At 65.8% G+C, this 15929-nt stretch carries 18 protein-coding genes; 9 read left to right on the top strand and 9 right to left on the bottom strand.

Annotated elements, in window-relative coordinates; genetic code table 11:
- Positions 1-6: 6 nt before the first annotated feature.
- The 9 genes from ACG01O_RS18885 to ACG01O_RS18845 form a co-directional block, all read right to left on the bottom strand.
- On the bottom strand, positions 7-456 hold the full coding sequence (locus ACG01O_RS18885) for a hypothetical protein (protein ID WP_394386957.1): 450 nt from the start codon (positions 454-456) through the stop codon (positions 7-9).
- Positions 453-1055 carry a GspMb/PilO family protein gene (locus ACG01O_RS18880; RefSeq protein ID WP_394386956.1) on the bottom strand — a complete coding sequence of 201 codons (603 nt, stop codon included), beginning with the start codon at positions 1053-1055 and terminating at the stop codon, positions 453-455. The genes ACG01O_RS18885 and ACG01O_RS18880 overlap by 4 nt, the downstream gene beginning before the upstream one ends.
- A complete protein-coding gene (locus ACG01O_RS18875) occupies positions 1055-2440 on the bottom strand; it encodes a hypothetical protein (protein WP_394386955.1) in 1386 nt (461 codons plus the stop codon). The genes ACG01O_RS18880 and ACG01O_RS18875 overlap by 1 nt, the downstream gene beginning before the upstream one ends.
- Entirely contained in the window at positions 2364-3365 is a 1002-nt protein-coding gene (locus ACG01O_RS18870) for a type II secretion system minor pseudopilin (protein WP_394386954.1), read from the bottom strand. The genes ACG01O_RS18875 and ACG01O_RS18870 overlap by 77 nt, the downstream gene beginning before the upstream one ends.
- Positions 3362-4066, bottom strand: a complete 705-nt coding sequence (locus ACG01O_RS18865) for a PulJ/GspJ family protein (RefSeq protein ID WP_394386953.1) — start codon at positions 4064-4066, stop codon at positions 3362-3364. Before ACG01O_RS18865 ends, ACG01O_RS18870 begins: the two co-directional genes overlap by 4 nt.
- Entirely contained in the window at positions 4063-4530 is a 468-nt protein-coding gene (locus ACG01O_RS18860; RefSeq protein ID WP_394386952.1) for a type II secretion system protein, read from the bottom strand. The genes ACG01O_RS18865 and ACG01O_RS18860 overlap by 4 nt, the downstream gene beginning before the upstream one ends.
- Complete coding sequence (locus ACG01O_RS18855; RefSeq protein ID WP_394386951.1) at positions 4517-4963, bottom strand: type II secretion system protein; 447 nt, start codon at positions 4961-4963, stop codon at positions 4517-4519. Before ACG01O_RS18855 ends, ACG01O_RS18860 begins: the two co-directional genes overlap by 14 nt.
- Positions 4964-4976: 13 nt before the next feature.
- Positions 4977-5429, bottom strand: a complete 453-nt coding sequence (gspG, locus tag ACG01O_RS18850; protein ID WP_394386950.1) for a type II secretion system major pseudopilin GspG — start codon at positions 5427-5429, stop codon at positions 4977-4979.
- A 110-nt stretch (positions 5430-5539) separates the two neighbouring features.
- Entirely contained in the window at positions 5540-6952 is a 1413-nt protein-coding gene (locus ACG01O_RS18845) for a hypothetical protein (protein ID WP_394386949.1), read from the bottom strand.
- Positions 6953-7426: 474 nt separating this feature from the next.
- Here ACG01O_RS18845 and ACG01O_RS18840 point away from each other — a divergent pair, with 474 nt between their 5' ends.
- The 9 genes from ACG01O_RS18840 (at position 7427) to cysC (ending at position 15928) form a co-directional block, all read left to right on the top strand.
- Positions 7427-9295 (top strand): hypothetical protein, encoded by a 1869-nt coding sequence (locus ACG01O_RS18840; RefSeq protein WP_394386948.1) that lies wholly within the window; start codon positions 7427-7429, stop codon positions 9293-9295.
- A gap of 17 nt (positions 9296-9312) precedes the next feature.
- A complete protein-coding gene (locus tag ACG01O_RS18835) occupies positions 9313-10428 on the top strand; it encodes a DegT/DnrJ/EryC1/StrS family aminotransferase (RefSeq protein ID WP_394386947.1) in 1116 nt (371 codons plus the stop codon).
- Between the two features lie 116 nt (positions 10429-10544).
- On the top strand, positions 10545-11582 hold the full coding sequence (locus tag ACG01O_RS18830; RefSeq protein WP_394386946.1) for a ketoacyl-ACP synthase III: 1038 nt from the start codon (positions 10545-10547) through the stop codon (positions 11580-11582).
- Complete coding sequence (locus ACG01O_RS18825) at positions 11575-11805, top strand: acyl carrier protein (RefSeq protein ID WP_394386945.1); 231 nt, start codon at positions 11575-11577, stop codon at positions 11803-11805. Before ACG01O_RS18830 ends, ACG01O_RS18825 begins: the two co-directional genes overlap by 8 nt.
- A 94-nt stretch (positions 11806-11899) precedes the next feature.
- Positions 11900-12955: a ketoacyl-ACP synthase III gene (locus tag ACG01O_RS18820; protein ID WP_394386944.1), complete on the top strand. Its 1056-nt coding sequence runs from the start codon at positions 11900-11902 to the stop codon at positions 12953-12955.
- A complete protein-coding gene (locus ACG01O_RS18815) occupies positions 12955-13719 on the top strand; it encodes an SDR family NAD(P)-dependent oxidoreductase (RefSeq protein ID WP_394386943.1) in 765 nt (254 codons plus the stop codon). Before ACG01O_RS18820 ends, ACG01O_RS18815 begins: the two co-directional genes overlap by 1 nt.
- Before the next feature lie 7 nt (positions 13720-13726).
- On the top strand, positions 13727-14371 hold the full coding sequence (locus tag ACG01O_RS18810; protein ID WP_394386942.1) for an acetyltransferase: 645 nt from the start codon (positions 13727-13729) through the stop codon (positions 14369-14371).
- Between the two features lie 2 nt (positions 14372-14373).
- Positions 14374-15396, top strand: coding sequence for an aromatic ring-hydroxylating oxygenase subunit alpha (locus ACG01O_RS18805; protein ID WP_394386941.1), 1023 nt, complete (start codon positions 14374-14376; stop codon positions 15394-15396).
- A gap of 4 nt (positions 15397-15400) precedes the next feature.
- A complete protein-coding gene (cysC, locus tag ACG01O_RS18800) occupies positions 15401-15928 on the top strand; it encodes an adenylyl-sulfate kinase (RefSeq protein WP_394386940.1) in 528 nt (175 codons plus the stop codon).
- The last annotated feature ends 1 nt before the right edge of the window (position 15929 follow it).

Here is a 15929-nt window from a genome sequence, read left to right as displayed (position 1 = left end):
TTCTTTTCACTCACGGTAATCAGCTCCCAACGGAACCTGCTTGTTGCCCACGCGAATCAGCACCTCGCCCTCACGGATCTGCGTGATGCGTTCGCCGCTGGGCACCTTGTCGCCCACCGCCAGCCGCACCGGCGCCTTGCCCGCGGCTGCGAAGACGATCAAGACCTTGCGCTCATGGCCGCGCCCGAACACGCCAGCGGCACGCCAGCGCAGGTCTTCGGCCTGCGCCGCCGCTTGGGCGGCGGCCGCGGCCTGGGTGGCTTCCGGCTCGAACATCGGTGACGCGGCTAGCGCCATGGCGCGGGCCACGTGGTCCGGCCGCTGGGGCAGGTCCGGCAGCTGCCAACGGTCCTTGCGGGCTTGCACCACCGTGCCCGCCGGCTCCGCGCCCGGCGCAGCCAGCCAGCCGATGCCAAAGGCTGCCAGGGCCATCAAGGCAGACGCTCCGCGCTTCATGGTTTGGCTCCAGCCAAGGCCAGCGCCTTCAGGTCCATCTCGGCCACGGACGGCTGGCTCATGCCCCGCAGCGCAAAGCGCTCGACCACGATCCGACGCTCCTGGCTGCTCATCTCGGCCAGCAGGGCGAACAGCGGCACGCGCTGCACTTCCACCACCACCCGTGCGTGCAGTTCCACATAGCCCGCCGGCACGCTGCCCGACGGCTTGGCGGACGGATCAGCACGCACCAAGGTGATCTCGCGCACCTTCAACCCCAGTCGCTGCGTGACGGTGCGCAACCAGTCTTGCAAACCGGCCTCGGCCAGCGCCAGGTCGCCATCCGACCACACGGCCGTGTCGTAGGCCGCCTTCAGGGCCTGCGCCTCCTGTCGGCGCTCCGGCCACCCCGTGTCCTTGGCCAAGGCCTGCAGGCGCACCAGCTCAGCGGCCTGCGCGCGGTTGCGCTCCAGCAGCGCATCCGCCTCGTCGAAACCCGCCAACAGCAGGTACAGCGCCAACAGCGCCACGCCCGCCCAGGCACCCAGGCGAACCAGGCGCGATGCTTGCCACTGCTCGCGCAGTTGGGCCCAGGGAGTCAATGCAGGGTCAGCACTCATCAACGGTTCGGAATGGCGTTGAACACGTCCGCCGGCGGCATGCCGTTGGCGTCAGGCGTGGCGATGATGGGCTTGGGCGGCCCCTTGGGCGCGGGGCGCGGAGCCGGCGCTGCGGGCGTTGCCGCGGGTGCGGCAGGCGCCGGACTGGCCACCGGCCGAGCCGGCGCGGCGGCCGGCACGGTCGTGGCCACCGCCGCCGCAGGCGGCGCCGGGCGCGCATCCACGCCCGCGGGTCGCATGGGCGCCGGAGCCGGGCCGGCCGCCCCATCGGCCGCGGGCGCGGCGGACACCGGCGGTCGCAGGCCCGCCAGACGCATTTCCATCGTCAGCAAACCGCGCGCGTTGTCGGCCCGCACTTCCGTCACGTCCACCAGCCAGTTGCCCGCCTGCAGGTCTTTCACGATGCCGGCGCGCGTCGCGTTCGGCCCCAACTGCAAGCCCAAGCGCAGCTTGTCGCCTTCGAGCTCGAGGTCTTTGATCAGCACACCCGACTTGCTCAGGGTGTCGTGCAGATGGCCGAGCACATCCACCGGCAGCGGCACGGCAAACCAGTTGGCGAGCCGCTCCACCTCCGCCACGGCGGACAGCGCCGCGTCGCGCGCGGCCAGCGTCGGCTGCATGGTTTTCTTGATGTCCGCCATCTGCTGCGTGAGCGCGGCGGACTCGCGGCTGGCGTCCCAGAGTTGATGGGCCATCAACCCGGCCACCAGGCTCAGCCCCAGCCCGCCCAGCAACACCAACTGCCGCTCGCGGGCATCGGCGCCGTCGGCGGAAGGATGGAAGGCGTGGTGACGCACCCAAGCGGTGGGCGCCCAGGCCAGCGACACAGGTTCGGGCACGGGCGCGTCCCACGCCACCTCGGCGCCGCTGGCATGCACAAACTCGTGCCAGTCGCGTTCGGTCAAGGGCTGCGCCCACCACCGGCTGGCGCGCAAGAAGCCGCCCTGCCAGCGCTGGGCCTCGAAGCCTTCCGCGCTGCGGATCAGGCGCACTCCCTCGTCGGCCGCTGGCTGCAGCAAGGGCTCGGGCAGGCATTGGATGCGGTCCCGCGGCACACCGGCAGACGCGAGGTCTCGCTCCAGGGCCGCCGCGTCCCAGGCGATGGCCAAGCCGTCTTCGCCCGACAGCACCAAGCGCGCATCGGTCACGTCAAAGGGCTGCCACGCTTGCACCTGCAAGCGCAACGCGCCCAGGCGTTCGGCGGCCGGCACGCCCGACAGCCGGAACCAGCGCAAACGGCAGCGGCTCCGCGCCACTGCCACCGTGGCAGATGCCCACCACGCCACGCGCGGCAGGTCGACCAAACCGTCAAGGCGCAGGACGGTCGGCGGCCGCGGTGCGGGGGCGAAGCGCGAGAGGAAAGGGGAGAGTTGGGGGAGCTTCATCAATGAAGGGGCGCCGCGTGATGCTGTGCTGTTCGGTGATCACCCACGGGCCAAGCTCCCCTGCAGATGTCAGCCGAATATTGTACTCATGGGCCCTGGGCAGACCCGGCGCCCAGACGGTGACGCGGCTCTCTGGGCCAGGGGCCAGCAGGTGCTCATCCTCATGGAACGGCAACCCGGTCAAGCGCTGCGCGCTGCGGATGTCGCGCAGTTGGTCGGAGCGGCGCAAGGTCTGCACCAACTGAAGCTGCGCGGCGTTGGCGTTGGGGAACAAAGCCTTCAACACCGGCAGTGGCGCCGTCGCGGGGTTCATGATGTGGCCAAAGTCGGTGCTGAACAAAGGAGCCCACCGGGCCAGCAACGCGACGTCGTCTCGCCACAGCGGCATGCCCTGCAGCTCCTGCAAACTCACGATCCAGTCATTGGCCGGCCCTGGCAGGCCCAAGGCCTGGTACTCGGGCCGCTCCGCCCCGTTGATGTGCTTGAGGCTGTCGGTGTCGATGTAGTCATCCAAGACATCCGTCATGGCCTGCGCACGGCTGAGCGATACGCCGTCGAGCACCAGCAGGTTTCGAAGCATCGACCGCGAGGCGCCGTTGATGGACAGCAAGCCTCGATAGTCCTGCACCGCGACGCGGGCTTCGTCCACGGTCAGGTAAACCTGACCGTCGTGCCGCAGTTGCTGATCGAGCGTGCCGCGCCCCGCAGGCATCAAGGGCCGCGTGGCGTTCCAGTACAGCGTGGCCGCCAGCGCGCCCTGCGTCGCCGCCCGGGCCTGCGCGTAGCGGTCAAAGTCCAGCGCATTGCGACGCAGGTCATCGTTACGCTGTGCAAAGCGCTGCGCCACCAAGGCCATCACGGCCAGCGCCACCAGCACCATCACCAGCACATAACCCCGCTGCGCAGACCGACCTTGGCGCCTCATTGCCGTTCCCAAACGTCGCGGCGCACCCGCCCCAGCTCCGTGACGCTGAGGGTCACGATCAACGGGCCGCCCACCTCGTCACCCAACTCCAGCAACACCGCGCGCGGCAATTGGGGCACTTCAGCCGCAGCCGCGCGCATCTGTTCATCCTCCCCCCGCGCCGCGGCAAGTCGAATGGCAAATGCCGGCGGCCACTGGTCATGCCACTGCCCGTTGACGTCCAGAAACTTGGCAGCCCCCACACGCCCTTCCCAAGAGAGCAGTTCAACGGGCGCAGCAGGCGTGCGCAGGCCCTGCGCAAACGCATCGGCTGCCGGAGCCTCCGCCACCATCAGGCGCCTTCGCCCGGGCACCGGGCTGGCCTCGAAACGAAGCTGCAGCCGCCCCGCAGGCAGCCCTGGCAGATTCAGCCCATCCGCGCCCGCCACGGTGAACTCTTCACCGGTGCCAGCGAGTTGGCGCGGGGCGCCGGTGCGCTCCACCAGGCTGGACTCGATCACCGCGCGCAACCATTCACGCCTCACGACATCGAGTTGCCCGTCCACGCCCGATCGCTGCAGCAGGCGCTCCACCCGCATCGTCTGGCCCAGCGCCTGCCACAGCAGCGCCGAAATCATCGCCAGGATCGCCAACGACACCAGCATCTCCATCAGCGTGAAGCCCCGGGCAGGCCGTCGAGACTGAACGATTGGCGGGTTCATGGCTTCTGCGCGACGCCGCCACGCAAGGGGCGCCAACCGGCCAAGGTTTGCTCCCATTCCGCGCGCAGGGTGCCGTCGCTGCGGGCGATCGTGGCCCGCAGCCGGTACAACCCCACCATCCAGCGCGGCATCAGGCTGCCACCAAAGTCGAACTCCGCCCTCTCCGGCTCGATCAACTCGGCTCGCCAGGTCAAACGCAGGCCTGCCATCTCGCGCACGCCCTCCGGCTCCGTCGACGGGTTGACGGTCGCCAGCCACGACACACCTTCCAACTGCAGTTGAGCGCGCGCCTGCGCCTCGCGCAGGCGCACTGCGGTGGCGAGGTTCTGGTTGATCCAGCCGAACAGCATCAGGCCCGAAGTCGACAAGATCACCAGCGCAACGATGACCTCCAGCAGCGTGAAGCCGCGGGCGATGCGCGGCCGAGCGCTCGGCGCCGAGGGAACCCGGTCAGCCACCTTCATGCACCTTGCCGGTCACCGGCTCGATCACCCACACGTCACGCGCACCGCGGCGCCAGACTTCGACGCGACCGCCCCCCGCAGCGCCACCGGCCGCGTACACCAGCGGCTGCGGCAGACGAAGCTCCACGCCGTCCGGCGCACCTGGCACGGCCGCCAGCAATTGCGCGGCATCCAGCCGCAATTCATCACCCGAGAGGAAGGCACGCACGGGCAAGGCCTCGAGGTGCGCACGAAGGTCGGCGCGCCAACCGCGCTCCTGCACGGCATCCAGCCAATTCGAGGCACGCGGCAGAGCAATGCCAAACGCCAAGGCCATGAGCGCCAGCACCACCAGCATTTCCAGCAACGTGAACCCACGGTGCTGCCGCCGCTGGGGCAGGCTGCGCCCCAAGGCTCGTGTGGCAACCCACGGCCGCCCGGCGGGCTGCGTCAAGGCAGAGGCTCCGTCAGTTGGCGGGCAGCACACCCAAGTCCTGGGCATCGCCCTCGCCGCCCGGCTGGCCATCGGCCCCGAGCGAATACAAGGCAAACGGCTGACCATCCCGGCCCGGCACCGCGTATTGGTACGGCTTGGCCCAGGGGTCCAAGGGCACCGACTCTTCAAGATACGGGCCGCGCCAACGCGACGCCAACGCCGGATCAGTAGGCGCCTTCATCAACAAATTCAGGCCTTCTTGCGGTGTTGGATAGCGTCCGATGTCCAGGCGCAGGTTTTCCACAGCGCCGCGCAATTGCTTGATCTGGATGGTGGCCGCGGTGACGCGAGACTGATCCACCTTCTTGAACAAACGCGGCCCGACCAAGCCGGCAATCAAACCGATGATGGCCAGCACCACCAGCATTTCCAGCAAAGTGAAACCGCGCCGACGCAGAGGTGCTTGAAGTGAATGTCGAACCATGATGCCGTGCAATCGCGAGAGGCTGGCAGTGTACCGGCGTCCCGATTCACCAAAGAAAAAGGGCGCCCGAAGGCGCCCTTGCGATAGACAACTGCCGAAGCAGTCGACGATCAGTACGTGTTGTTGCTCGAGTTGTACGGGCGATCCAGGGGGATGTAAGCGGTCGAAGAACCGTTCACAGCTTGCTGGTACACACCCTTGATCTTGCTGATCGACGAGTTGATCGTGAAGGTGATCGAGCCACGCTTGCCGGTGCTGAACGTGCAGATGTCTGCGGCGTTCACAGCGGTCAGGCCAGCGCCCAGCGAACCAGTCTTGGCCGAGCCGTACGTGACGGTCACGCCCGATTCAGCTTGGCAAGCAGCCGAGTAGCTGGCAGCAGCGCCCGTGTTCTGGAAGAAGAAACGGGTCAGGTTGCCGGTGCTGTTGTCGTTGTTGAAGAAAGCCGAACGCAGTTCGATGGCGTTGGCCGTCCAGGTCCACCACGAGCTGTTGCCCGTCAGCGTGCGCTGAGCGCCGATGGCGGGGTTCACCACGCCCGACACGCCGAAGGTGCGCGACGTACCCAGGGACTGGGTCGCAGCCGTCACCAGCTTGACGGTCACGTTCGTGGCCGTACCAGCAGCGTTCAGGTTGGCGCCGCCACCGACCGTGAACACGGCGGTGCTGGAAGCGCCACCGGCGGTGTAGGTCACTGCCGGGGTGGTGGTGTTCGGACCAGCAACGGTCACGACGCTGTTGCCAGCGGCGGCGTTGAAGGTCGTCACCAGGCCGGCGAAGTCGCCGGTCACGGTCACGACGACGTTGCCGACAACGGCGTTCGTCACGGCGGAACCAGCAGCGTTCAGCAGCGAGCTGTTCACGCCGATGTTGAACGTGGCCACAGCGTTGGTGGCCGTGTCGTCGCCGCCGGCGATGAAGCCGAACAGGGGCGAATTGCCGCTGTTGTAGCCGACGTCAGCGCTGGTAGCCGTGTCGGCAGCAGCGCCCAAGGTCACGGCAGCAGCCGAGTTGGCGACCGTGAAGGTCTTGTCGGTCGAGTTGTCGACGCGAGCGGTTTCACCCGTGTCGTACAGGGCGATGTTCAGCGTCTCCGAAGCGCCAGCCGTAGCCAGGCCGTGGCTGTTCAGGCCAACACCGGTGAAGTTGATCGTGTTGCCGACAGCGACGTTGGCGCTGTTGGTGTTCAGGTCGATGTCGTATGCGCACTCAGTGGCCGACGAACGCTTGACCGTCACGATAGCGGCGTTGCCGTTGTTCGTGCCGACGGTCGGAACGGCGGGGCAGACCAGCGAGGTCGTCGAGCCGGAGGGCTGACGCAGGATGACCGTGAAGCCTTGCGAGGCAGCACGAGCGACACCCATCGTGTACGAAATCGTGTCCACCGTCACAGCGGTCGTCGAGGTCAGGGCCTCAACAGCGTAGGTACGGACCGAAGCTGCGGCCACAGTGCCTGCGTGAGCCGACACGCCGCAGGCTGCCACAGCAGCTGCGACCAGAGCCTTTTGAGAAAAGTTCTTCATCTTGAATGAGCCTTCCGGATCAATGTTGCAACAAACATACAAGTAGTAGGCCAGGTTTTCAGTGCGCCGAATCTTCTGGAATGCACTGACCGGTTAGAGCCTTTGCAGCCACCGAAACGGCAACACCGCGTCGACACAAACCTAACCCACCTCCCCCACATCGACTCAAGCGTGAACGGCCATAGCCTCAGCAGGTTGCCCGGCAGCATATCAGACGGTTTTTGCCGACCTTGCCATCCCAAGCCACGACAGGTCAGGAATTTCCCTAGCGCTGTTGCAATCTTGCGTCAGCAAGCACTCGCCCGCCGCCCCGGAGAGAGTTTCAACGCGCCCGGTAAACTGCAGTACGGCCGTCGGTCTCCTTGTTCCGCCGGGTTCCATACTGTCCCAGCAGTGCACCACTGCCAACCTGCACCAGCCTGACGAGCGCCCGAGAACGAGCACGTTCTGGCGCTGGCTGACTCAATTTCTGCGATGACTTCTGAAGCCACCCCGACCGTAGACGTGTTGATCGACCAGCTGGAACGCGCCGTCTTTCAACGCCAGACCCAAGAAGGGGTGCGGCTGCTGTTGCAATTGCTTGCATCAATTGCAGAGTCCCGCGTGCCGTTCGGCATTCTGCCGCCCACGTCCAAGCCCGAAGAGCGCCGCGCTGCCTACACGCGGATCGCGGCCATGATCTCGGCCCTGCTGTGCAGCCCAGACTTCCAGATCACGCTCGGACAGATCGAGTTCCTGGTGGGCCGAAAGCACATGCTGGAGGCCATCTTTGAACTGAGCGGCTACGAAGGCCCCTTCCACCTGCTGCGCTATCTGGGTCAGCGCAACCCGGACGGCAGCGTCAAACTGCTGGCCAACCAGGTGTTCGTGCTCTCGCTGTTCTATTCACTGGACTCGCTGCCCGAAGAACTCGCGCAAGGCGTGCTGAAACTGCCGCCCGAGCAGTTGCTGCCCTTGATGATTGGCTGGATCACCACGCCTTTCGTGCACCACGAACGTGGCGAACGCAATCGTGGGCTTCTGATTGAAAACAGCAAGCTGATCGAATCGGTGATGCCAACGGCCGGCATCATCCAGGCCATGACGTCGGCCTGGATGCACTGCAGCTACGCCGATCACCCGCGCAAGCATGCCCTCAAGCAGAGCATGAATGAGGTGTGGAAGCGCTTGAATCAGAAAACGGGCTTGAAGTCGCGCTCGAGGACCTACCGGAAAGACGCTGACCGCCCCACCATGGTGATCGCCGCCGAGCGGATGCAGAGCGGCCACGCCATGGACCGCTGCTATCGCTCGGGCCTGGAGCAGCTTCGCTCGAAGTTCCACACGGTGTGCGTGGTGGCCCAAGGCTATTTCACTGAAGACCTGCGGAGTTTGTTCGACGAAGTCGTGATGTTCGAGCGTGGGCTCGCCATCAACGAAATGGGCGCACGGCTGGTGAAGATCGAGCCGGACATCATTTACTTCCCGAGCTTGGGCATGTCGGAGTGGACGCAGATGGTCGCCAACCAGCGGTTCGCGCCCATCCAGATCATGTCGCTGGGCCACCCGGCGCCGCCGATGTGCGACACCATGGACTACGCGCTGGTGTCCCCTGGCGTGGGCGAATTCGCGTGGGAGTTCGGCCGCAAGGTGGTGGAACTCGGCGTGACGCCTCGTTTCGACGCGCACCCAGACGTCATGGCCCACCAAGTGAGCCACGAAAAGTTCGATGACGGGCGGATTCACCTCGCCGTGAACAGCTCGCTGATGAAGCTGTCGCCCCGCTTCCTGGCGCTGTGCGAGCGGATTGAGGCCGAAGCCACGCGACCGGTGCATTTCCACTTCTTCGCCTCCGCATCTGGCGTGATGTACGACCGGCTGAAGCAGGTGTTTGAGCGCCGCTTCCGGCACTTCACGCTGGAACCGTCGCGCACGTACGGCGGCTTCCTGCAGGTGCTGGAGAAATGCCACGTGGCGCTGGCGGCATTCCCGTTCGGCAACACGAACAGCACCGTTGACACCTGCCTGGTGCATGTGCCGACTGTCGCCTACCGTGGCAACGAGCCCCTGAGCATCTTCGACCGCGATGTGCTGCGCATGGCCGGCATGCCGGAATGGCTGGTGTGCGACAACGATCAAGCCTACTTCGACACCGCGATGCGCTTGATCCATGACGACGCCGCCCGCGAGGAATTGGTCAGCCTGCTTAAGATGAGCGACCTCAAGAAGCAGATGTTCGAGTGGCAGAAGCCGGGCGACGAAACGGACTTCGTGGAGTCGATGGAATGGATCTATCGCCACCACGAAGCGCTGCAGGCCAGCTCGTCCCACGTGCTGCGCGCCCATCAAGACATTCCCGCCTGACGCACACCCCACCCGACATGAGCGCCAAACCCCTGTACGTCACCGAGCCGTTCCTCCCGCCGCTGGAGGAGGTGATTCCGATGCTGGAGCAAATCTGGAACAGCAAGTTCCTGACGAACGGCGGCCCGATGCACCAGCAGTTGGAGCGCGCGCTGTGCGAGCACCTGGGCGTGCCGTACATCTCGCTGTTCTCCAATGGCACGCTGGCCCTCGTGACGGCTTTGCAGGCGCTGCGGATCACGGGGGAAGTGATTACAACGCCCTATTCGTTCGTGGCCACGGCGCATTCGCTGCTGTGGAACGGCATCAAGCCCGTGTTCGTCGATGTGGATCCGGTGCACCTGAACCTGGACCCGAAGAAGATCGAAGCTGCGATCACGCCGCAAACCACGGCCATCATGCCGGTGCACTGCTACGGCAACCCGTGCGACGTGGATGAGATCCAGCGGATCGCCGACCGCTACAACCTGAAGGTGATCTACGACGCCGCACACGCTTTCGGCATCCAGTGCCACTGCGGCAGCGTGCTGAACCATGGGGACATGTCCATCCTCAGCTTCCACGCCACCAAGGTGTTCAACACCTTCGAGGGCGGCGCCATCGTCTGCCAGGATGCCAAGACGAAGCAGCGCATCGACCACCTGAAGAACTTCGGCTTCGTGGACGAGGTCACGGTGGTGGCCCCGGGCATCAACGGCAAGATGAGCGAGCTCAACGCCGCCATCGGCTTGTTGCAGCTCAAGCACGTGGACGAGATTCACCGCCTGCGCGGCGCGGTGGACGCACGCTACCGCGAAGCCTTGCGCGATGTGCCCGGCATCGAATGCCTGACGCCGGGCAACGCGACGCGTCACAACCACTCGTACTTTCCCATCCTGGTGAAGCCCGAGTACGGTCGCACGCGAGACGGGCTGTATCACTACCTGAAGGAGTTCGGCATCAACGCCCGGCGCTACTTCTACCCGTTGATCAGCAGCTTCCCGATGTACCGCGCGCTGCCGTCGTCGAATCCGTCGAACCTGCCCGTGGCGCACCGCGCAGCGGAACAGGTTTTGTGCCTGCCGATCTTCCCGAATCTGACCGAGAGCGACCAGCAGCGCGTCATTGACGCGATTCGAAGCGGCCGCGGCTGATTGGCACGCCGCCCGCGATCTCAGGAAGATTTGACGCACATCAACGGCCGCGTCGGACGTCTGCAGCCTGCGCTGCTAGCGTCCGAGGCTGCCGCACCGAAACCGAACTGGTTGTCATGCCCTTGAACGCCACACTCCTGGACATCGCGACGTTCCTGCCCGCCGGCCGGCTGGACAACAACGCCCTGGCGGCGCTGTACCCGGCGTGGTCGGCCGACAAGATTTTCGAGAAGACCGGCATCCAGACGCGCGCGATTGCCGCAGAGGACGAAACCGCGGGCGACCTGGCCTTTGGTGCCGCCCAAGCACTCTTTGCCCAGGGCCGGGTGAGCGCATCGGACGTGGACTTCGTGATCCTGTGCACCCAGGCGCCTGACTACGTTCTGCCCACCACCGCGTGCGTGCTCCAGCACCGGCTGGGCATTCCAACGTCGGCAGGCGCGCTGGACGTGAACCTGGGATGCTCAGGCTACGTGTATTGCCTGTCGCTGGCCAAGGGGCTGATCGAAACCGGTGCCGCGCGTTGCGTGTTGCTGCTGACGGCCGACACGTATTCCAAATACATCCACCCGCTCGACAAGAGCGTGCGCACGCTGTTTGGCGACGGCGCCACCGCTTCGGTGGTGGTGGCCCGAGAGCAAGGTGAGCCTTCCATCGGCCCGTTCGTGTTCGGCACCGACGGCAGCGGGGCCGAGCAGTTGATCGTGCCAGCAGGCGGCTTCCGCCGGCCCTGCGATGCGCAGTCGGCCGAAGAAGTGCGGGATGCGTCCGACAATGTTCGGAGCGCAAACCACCTCTACATGAACGGCGCGGAAGTGATGGCTTTCACGCTGCGGGAAGTTCCGCGGGCGGTGGATGCCACGCTGACCAAGGCCGGCCTGACACGCGAAGACATCGACTACTTCGTGCTGCACCAGGCCAACCGCTTCATGCTGGACGCCTTGCGCAAGAAGCTGAAAGTGCCGCCGGAACGGTTGCCGATCCATGTGGAAACGGTGGGCAACACCGTGTCTTCGACAATCCCGCTCACGTTGCACGCCATGAAGTGCGCCGGTGAGCTCGCCGAGCCCCGGCGTCTGATGCTGGTGGGGTTTGGCGTGGGCCTCTCGTGGGCCGCCTGTGTTTTGAACCTTGAAGGAATGAAGAATGAGTGAGTTTTACGAAGGCTTGGCCGAAATCCTGGAAGTGGATGCTGCGGTGATCAATTCCGCCTTCGACCTGCACAGCGGCGAGGCCGCCTGGGACTCCCTGGCCGTGGTCTCGACCATGGCTCTGGTCGATGAAGTGTTCAACGTGATGGTGGACGGTCAGTCGCTCGGCAAGTGCGCGACGGTGGCGGACATCGAAGCCCTCGTGGACGCAGCCAAGAAGGCCTGACGCCCTATTGCCCCCGCCGGGTGGCCGTTCTCGCTGAGCGCCCACCCGCCGCCGCACCGCGGCCCGTGACCTCAATCCAACCCGCCCAACCGAAATGAACCCGCTCAACACCCCCGCCGGAAAGCATGTCCGGGTGGACCATGTGGCTCTGCGGGGCGTCGTCAGCGCGTCGCCACGCACCGAAGTTCGCAACCAGGACCTGACCGACCGGTTCAGCCCCGAGTTGATCGAGGAAATCGGCAAGATGACTGGGGTGCGCGCCCGCCGGGTGGCCGCCGAGAACCAAACGACGTCCGACCTGGCCGAAGCAGCAGCGCGTGAACTCCTGGCCGACCTGGGCTGGGAGGCGGACTCGGTCGACGCGCTGGTGTTCGTGTCGCAAACGCCCGACTACCGCTTGCCCGCGACCGCCTGCGCCTTGCAAAGCCGCCTCCAACTCGGCACCCACTGTGCCGCGTTCGACGTGAACCTGGGCTGCTCGGGCTACGTGTACGGGTTGTGGCTGGCGTCGCGGCTGATTGATGGCCATGCGGTCAAGCGCGTGCTGCTGCTGGCGGGCGACACCTCGTCCAAGCTGGTGAACCCGGACGACCGGGCCACGGCGCTGCTGTTTGGCGATGCCGGCACGGCGACCGCGTTGGAGTACGACGCGAACGCCCCGGCCACGCCCTACGTACTGGGCACGGATGGGCGCGGCGAGATGAACCTCATCATTCCGAAGAGCACCTACCGGGGCGCCTGCGGCACCACGCCTGCGCTGCCCGAGAGCCACCCGGACTACCTCTACATGAACGGCCCCGAGGTGTTCAACTTCACCATCCGCAGCGTGCCGCTGATGGTGAATGCGGTGTTGGAAGGCGCAGGCAAAACCGTCAACGACATCGGCGCCGCCTTGTTCCACCAGGCGAACGCGTTCATGCTCAAGCACATCGCCAAGAAGCTGAAGCTGCCCGCAGAGAAGTTCCCGCTCAACATCGACCGTTTTGGCAACACCTCCAGCGCCACCATCCCGCTGCTGATGAGCACCATGGAAGACCGCCAGGCCCTGGCCGGTGACGTGGTGATGGCTGGCTTCGGTGTCGGCTACTCATGGGCGGCCGCGCTCGTGTCGCTGCAACAGATGCGGGTGTGCCGCTGGGTGGAAGTCTGATGCAGGTGTTCAACGAACAGTACCTGGCCGGCAAGCGGGTGCTGGTGACCGGCGCCTCGTCCGGCATCGGCCGGCAAACGGCGATCGCGTTGGCGGCTTGCGGCGCCCGCGTCTGCGCCTCCGGACGCGATGCCACCCGCCTGCAAGCCACGCTCGACGCGCTGGCGGGCACGGGCCACGGCCTGTTGCCCCTGGACCTCAACGGCGACGACACCATCACGGAAGCCATCCAAGCCGACGCCAAGGCGCACGGTGCGTTCCACGGTGCCTTCCATTCGGCCGGTGTGAGCATGGTGCGGCCGATCAAGATGTGCAAGCGCAAGCAGTTCGATGACGTCTTTGCGTCGAGCGTGCAGTCGGCGCTGGCCATTGCCCGGGCCATGTCGCTGCGCGGCGTCATGGAAGACGGCGGTTCGCTGGTGTTCATGTCGTCCGTGGCGGGCTTGCGCGGCCAAACCGGCATGAGCCTGTACTCGGCGGCCAAGGCGGCGATGGACGGCATGACCCGTTCACTGGCCGTGGAATTCGCGCCGCGCGGCATCCGCGTGAATGCCGTCTGTGCGGGCGCCATCGAGACGCCCATGCACAGCAGCCTGCTGACCACGCTGAACGACGATTCGATCGAGGCCTACCGCAGCAAGCACCTGCTGGGCTTTGGCCAGCCGGATGACGTGGCGAACGCGGTGACGTTCCTGATGGGCCAAGGCGGGCGCTGGATGACGGGAACGTCGCTGGTGCTGGACGGCGGCTACACAGTGAGGTGAGGTTTCCATGAAGCAAATCGTCTTGGTTGGCGCCGGCGGCATGGCGCGCGAACTGCTGGCGCTGATGGCGCCGCAAATTCAAAGCGGCCAGATCCGCGTTCGGGGCGTGGTGGACGACACCCGCGAACCCTGCGACGCGGTGTTTCCTGGCTACCCCTATCCGGTGCTGTCGGGCATCGCCCAGTACACGCCGCAGGCCGATGACGAAGTGGTGATCGCGATCGGCGATCCGACCGCGCGCCTGCGCATCGCCCACGACCTGCGGGCGCGGGGCGCGCGCTTCCACACCTTCATCCATCCGATGAGCGTGGTGGCCCCGGACGCGCAAATTGGGGAAGGCGTGATCGTCTATCCCTTCAGCCTCATCTCGGCCAACACCCGCCTGTCCGACTTCGTCGTCATCAACACCCACTCGGGTGCCGGTCACGACGTGTCCATTGGCGAAGGCAGCGTCATTTGTGCCCACGTGGACCTGACCGGCTGGGTGCAGATCGGCACGGCGGTGCTGGTGGGCTCGCACGCCTCCATCCTGCCCAAGGTGCGCATCGGTGACGGTGCACGCATCGGCGCCGGCTCGACCGTGGTGCGCTCGGTGAAGCCGGGCGCCACCGTCTTCAGTCAACCCGCGCGCACGCTCCAGCAAAGCTCCTGACGATGAACTCCTTTCTCCGCGACCGGTACTGGCACCTGCTGTGTCACGCGTCGGAACTGCCCCAGCCGGGCGATTTCCTGAAGCTGCGCTGGCTGGACCAGGACGTCGTGGTCGCCTCGGACCAGGGCAACCTGGTGGTGTTCGACAACCTCTGCCCGCATCGCGGCGCCAAGTTCTTCAACACCGAGTACGGCAACGGGCCGATCACCTGCCGCTACCACGGCTGGACGCACCACGGCGGCGAGCTGCACATCCCGTGTCGTCACAAGTTCCAGGATGCCGAGCTGGCGGGGCTGTCACTGTCCACGCTGAAGATCGACTGGTGCGGTGACTTCCTCTTTGCATCGCCCCAACCCGCGCACAGCCTGGACGAACAACTGGGTGACCTGTTCAACCCGCTGGCGGCCATCTCCATGGAGATTCAGGGCCGTCACGCCTGGAATGCGTACACCTACCAGTGCGACTGGAAGCTGGCCATCGAGAACGCGCTGGACTCGCTGCACACGCCCTTCGTGCACAAGGACAGCCTGAACCGGCTGCGCCTGTCTGATCCGGTGAACAGCTACAGCGGCGCCAACTCCGTCGCGCGCTTTCAAATCTGCGATGAAGCGGTACTCAAGCGACTCAAGAGCACTGCCCGACTCTTTGCCGGAACGGAGCGGTTCGAGGGCTACATGAGCATGTACCTCTTCCCGTTCACGATGCTGACCTCGACGTTTGGGTACTCCTACTCGTTGCAGCACTTCTTCCCGTCCGATCAACCGCAACGCACCCACTTCTACAGCCGTTTGCTGCGGGGCAGCTTGCGCGCCGGCCTGCCAGCCAACGCGCTCGACCACTTCTTCGACTCGTCCGCCGAGATCAACAAGACGGTGTTTGAGGAAGACAACGCCATCTGCCGCGAAATGGAATTCAGCCGGTACTCCATCCACGACGTGGCGCGCCTGTCGACCGACGAAGAAAAGATCGTGCACTTCCGCAAGACGCTGCAGGCCGTGCAAGCACGCGCCGCGCAAAGCGCCTGAGTCGGTGAACGCCCCCCTGAAAGTCGTCTGGCTCACCGGCCTGTCCGGCGCCGGTAAGAGCACCCTCGCCGAAGCCTTGGCGGTGCAGTTGCGGGCACTTGGTGAGCGCGTCTCCATCCTGGACGGTGATGTGCTGCGCCAGGGCCTGTGCTCGGACCTGGGGTTCAGCCCGCAGGACCGCGTCGAGAACATCCGCCGCACCGCAGAAGTGGCGCGGCTGATGCAACAGGCCGGCTTGCGGGTGATCGTGGCGCTGATCTCGCCCTATGCCGCTGAGCGCGCGGCCGCCGCGGCGCGATTCGGCCCAGACGAGTTTGCGGAGGTGCACGTCCACGCTCCATTGGCCGTGACCGAAGCGCGTGACCCCAAGGGCTTGTACGCCCGGGCGCGGCGCGGCGAGATCCGCCAATTCACCGGTATCGACGCCCCCTACGAAGCGCCCATCACGCCCGCCCTTCGCATCGACACCAGCCAGTGCTCGGTGGAAGCGGCGGTGCAAGCGTTGCTGAACTTGCTGGTGGCCGCGGCCTGAT

It is taken from the genome of Pelomonas baiyunensis (assembly GCF_043555935.1).
GTDB lineage: Bacteria > Pseudomonadota > Gammaproteobacteria > Burkholderiales > Burkholderiaceae_C > Pelomonas > Pelomonas baiyunensis.
The sequence above is the reverse complement of the archived record's forward strand: the minus strand, read 5'-3'. Positions and strand labels throughout refer to the sequence as shown.

Bases quoted from the DNA above. Each gene is read 5' to 3' on its own strand.
- ACG01O_RS18840 (WP_394386948.1), top strand. From the start codon at position 7,427: ATGACTTCTGAAGCCACCCCGACCGTAGACGTGTTGATCGACCAGCTG.
- ACG01O_RS18860 (WP_394386952.1), bottom strand. From the start codon at position 4,530: ATGAAGGTGGCTGACCGGGTTCCCTCGGCGCCGAGCGCTCGGCCGCGC.
- ACG01O_RS18880 (WP_394386956.1), bottom strand. From the start codon at position 1,055: ATGAGTGCTGACCCTGCATTGACTCCCTGGGCCCAACTGCGCGAGCAG.
- ACG01O_RS18805 (WP_394386941.1), top strand. From the start codon at position 14,374: ATGAACTCCTTTCTCCGCGACCGGTACTGGCACCTGCTGTGTCACGCG.
- ACG01O_RS18870 (WP_394386954.1), bottom strand. From the start codon at position 3,365: ATGAGGCGCCAAGGTCGGTCTGCGCAGCGGGGTTATGTGCTGGTGATG.
- ACG01O_RS18815 (WP_394386943.1), top strand. From the start codon at position 12,955: ATGCAGGTGTTCAACGAACAGTACCTGGCCGGCAAGCGGGTGCTGGTG.
- gspG (WP_394386950.1), bottom strand. From the start codon at position 5,429: ATGGTTCGACATTCACTTCAAGCACCTCTGCGTCGGCGCGGTTTCACT.
- ACG01O_RS18885 (WP_394386957.1), bottom strand. From the start codon at position 456: ATGAAGCGCGGAGCGTCTGCCTTGATGGCCCTGGCAGCCTTTGGCATC.
- ACG01O_RS18875 (WP_394386955.1), bottom strand. From the start codon at position 2,440: ATGAAGCTCCCCCAACTCTCCCCTTTCCTCTCGCGCTTCGCCCCCGCA.
- ACG01O_RS18845 (WP_394386949.1), bottom strand. From the start codon at position 6,952: ATGAAGAACTTTTCTCAAAAGGCTCTGGTCGCAGCTGCTGTGGCAGCC.
- ACG01O_RS18865 (WP_394386953.1), bottom strand. From the start codon at position 4,066: ATGAACCCGCCAATCGTTCAGTCTCGACGGCCTGCCCGGGGCTTCACG.
- ACG01O_RS18830 (WP_394386946.1), top strand. From the start codon at position 10,545: ATGCCCTTGAACGCCACACTCCTGGACATCGCGACGTTCCTGCCCGCC.
- ACG01O_RS18835 (WP_394386947.1), top strand. From the start codon at position 9,313: ATGAGCGCCAAACCCCTGTACGTCACCGAGCCGTTCCTCCCGCCGCTG.
- ACG01O_RS18820 (WP_394386944.1), top strand. From the start codon at position 11,900: ATGAACCCGCTCAACACCCCCGCCGGAAAGCATGTCCGGGTGGACCAT.
- ACG01O_RS18825 (WP_394386945.1), top strand. From the start codon at position 11,575: ATGAGTGAGTTTTACGAAGGCTTGGCCGAAATCCTGGAAGTGGATGCT.
- ACG01O_RS18810 (WP_394386942.1), top strand. From the start codon at position 13,727: ATGAAGCAAATCGTCTTGGTTGGCGCCGGCGGCATGGCGCGCGAACTG.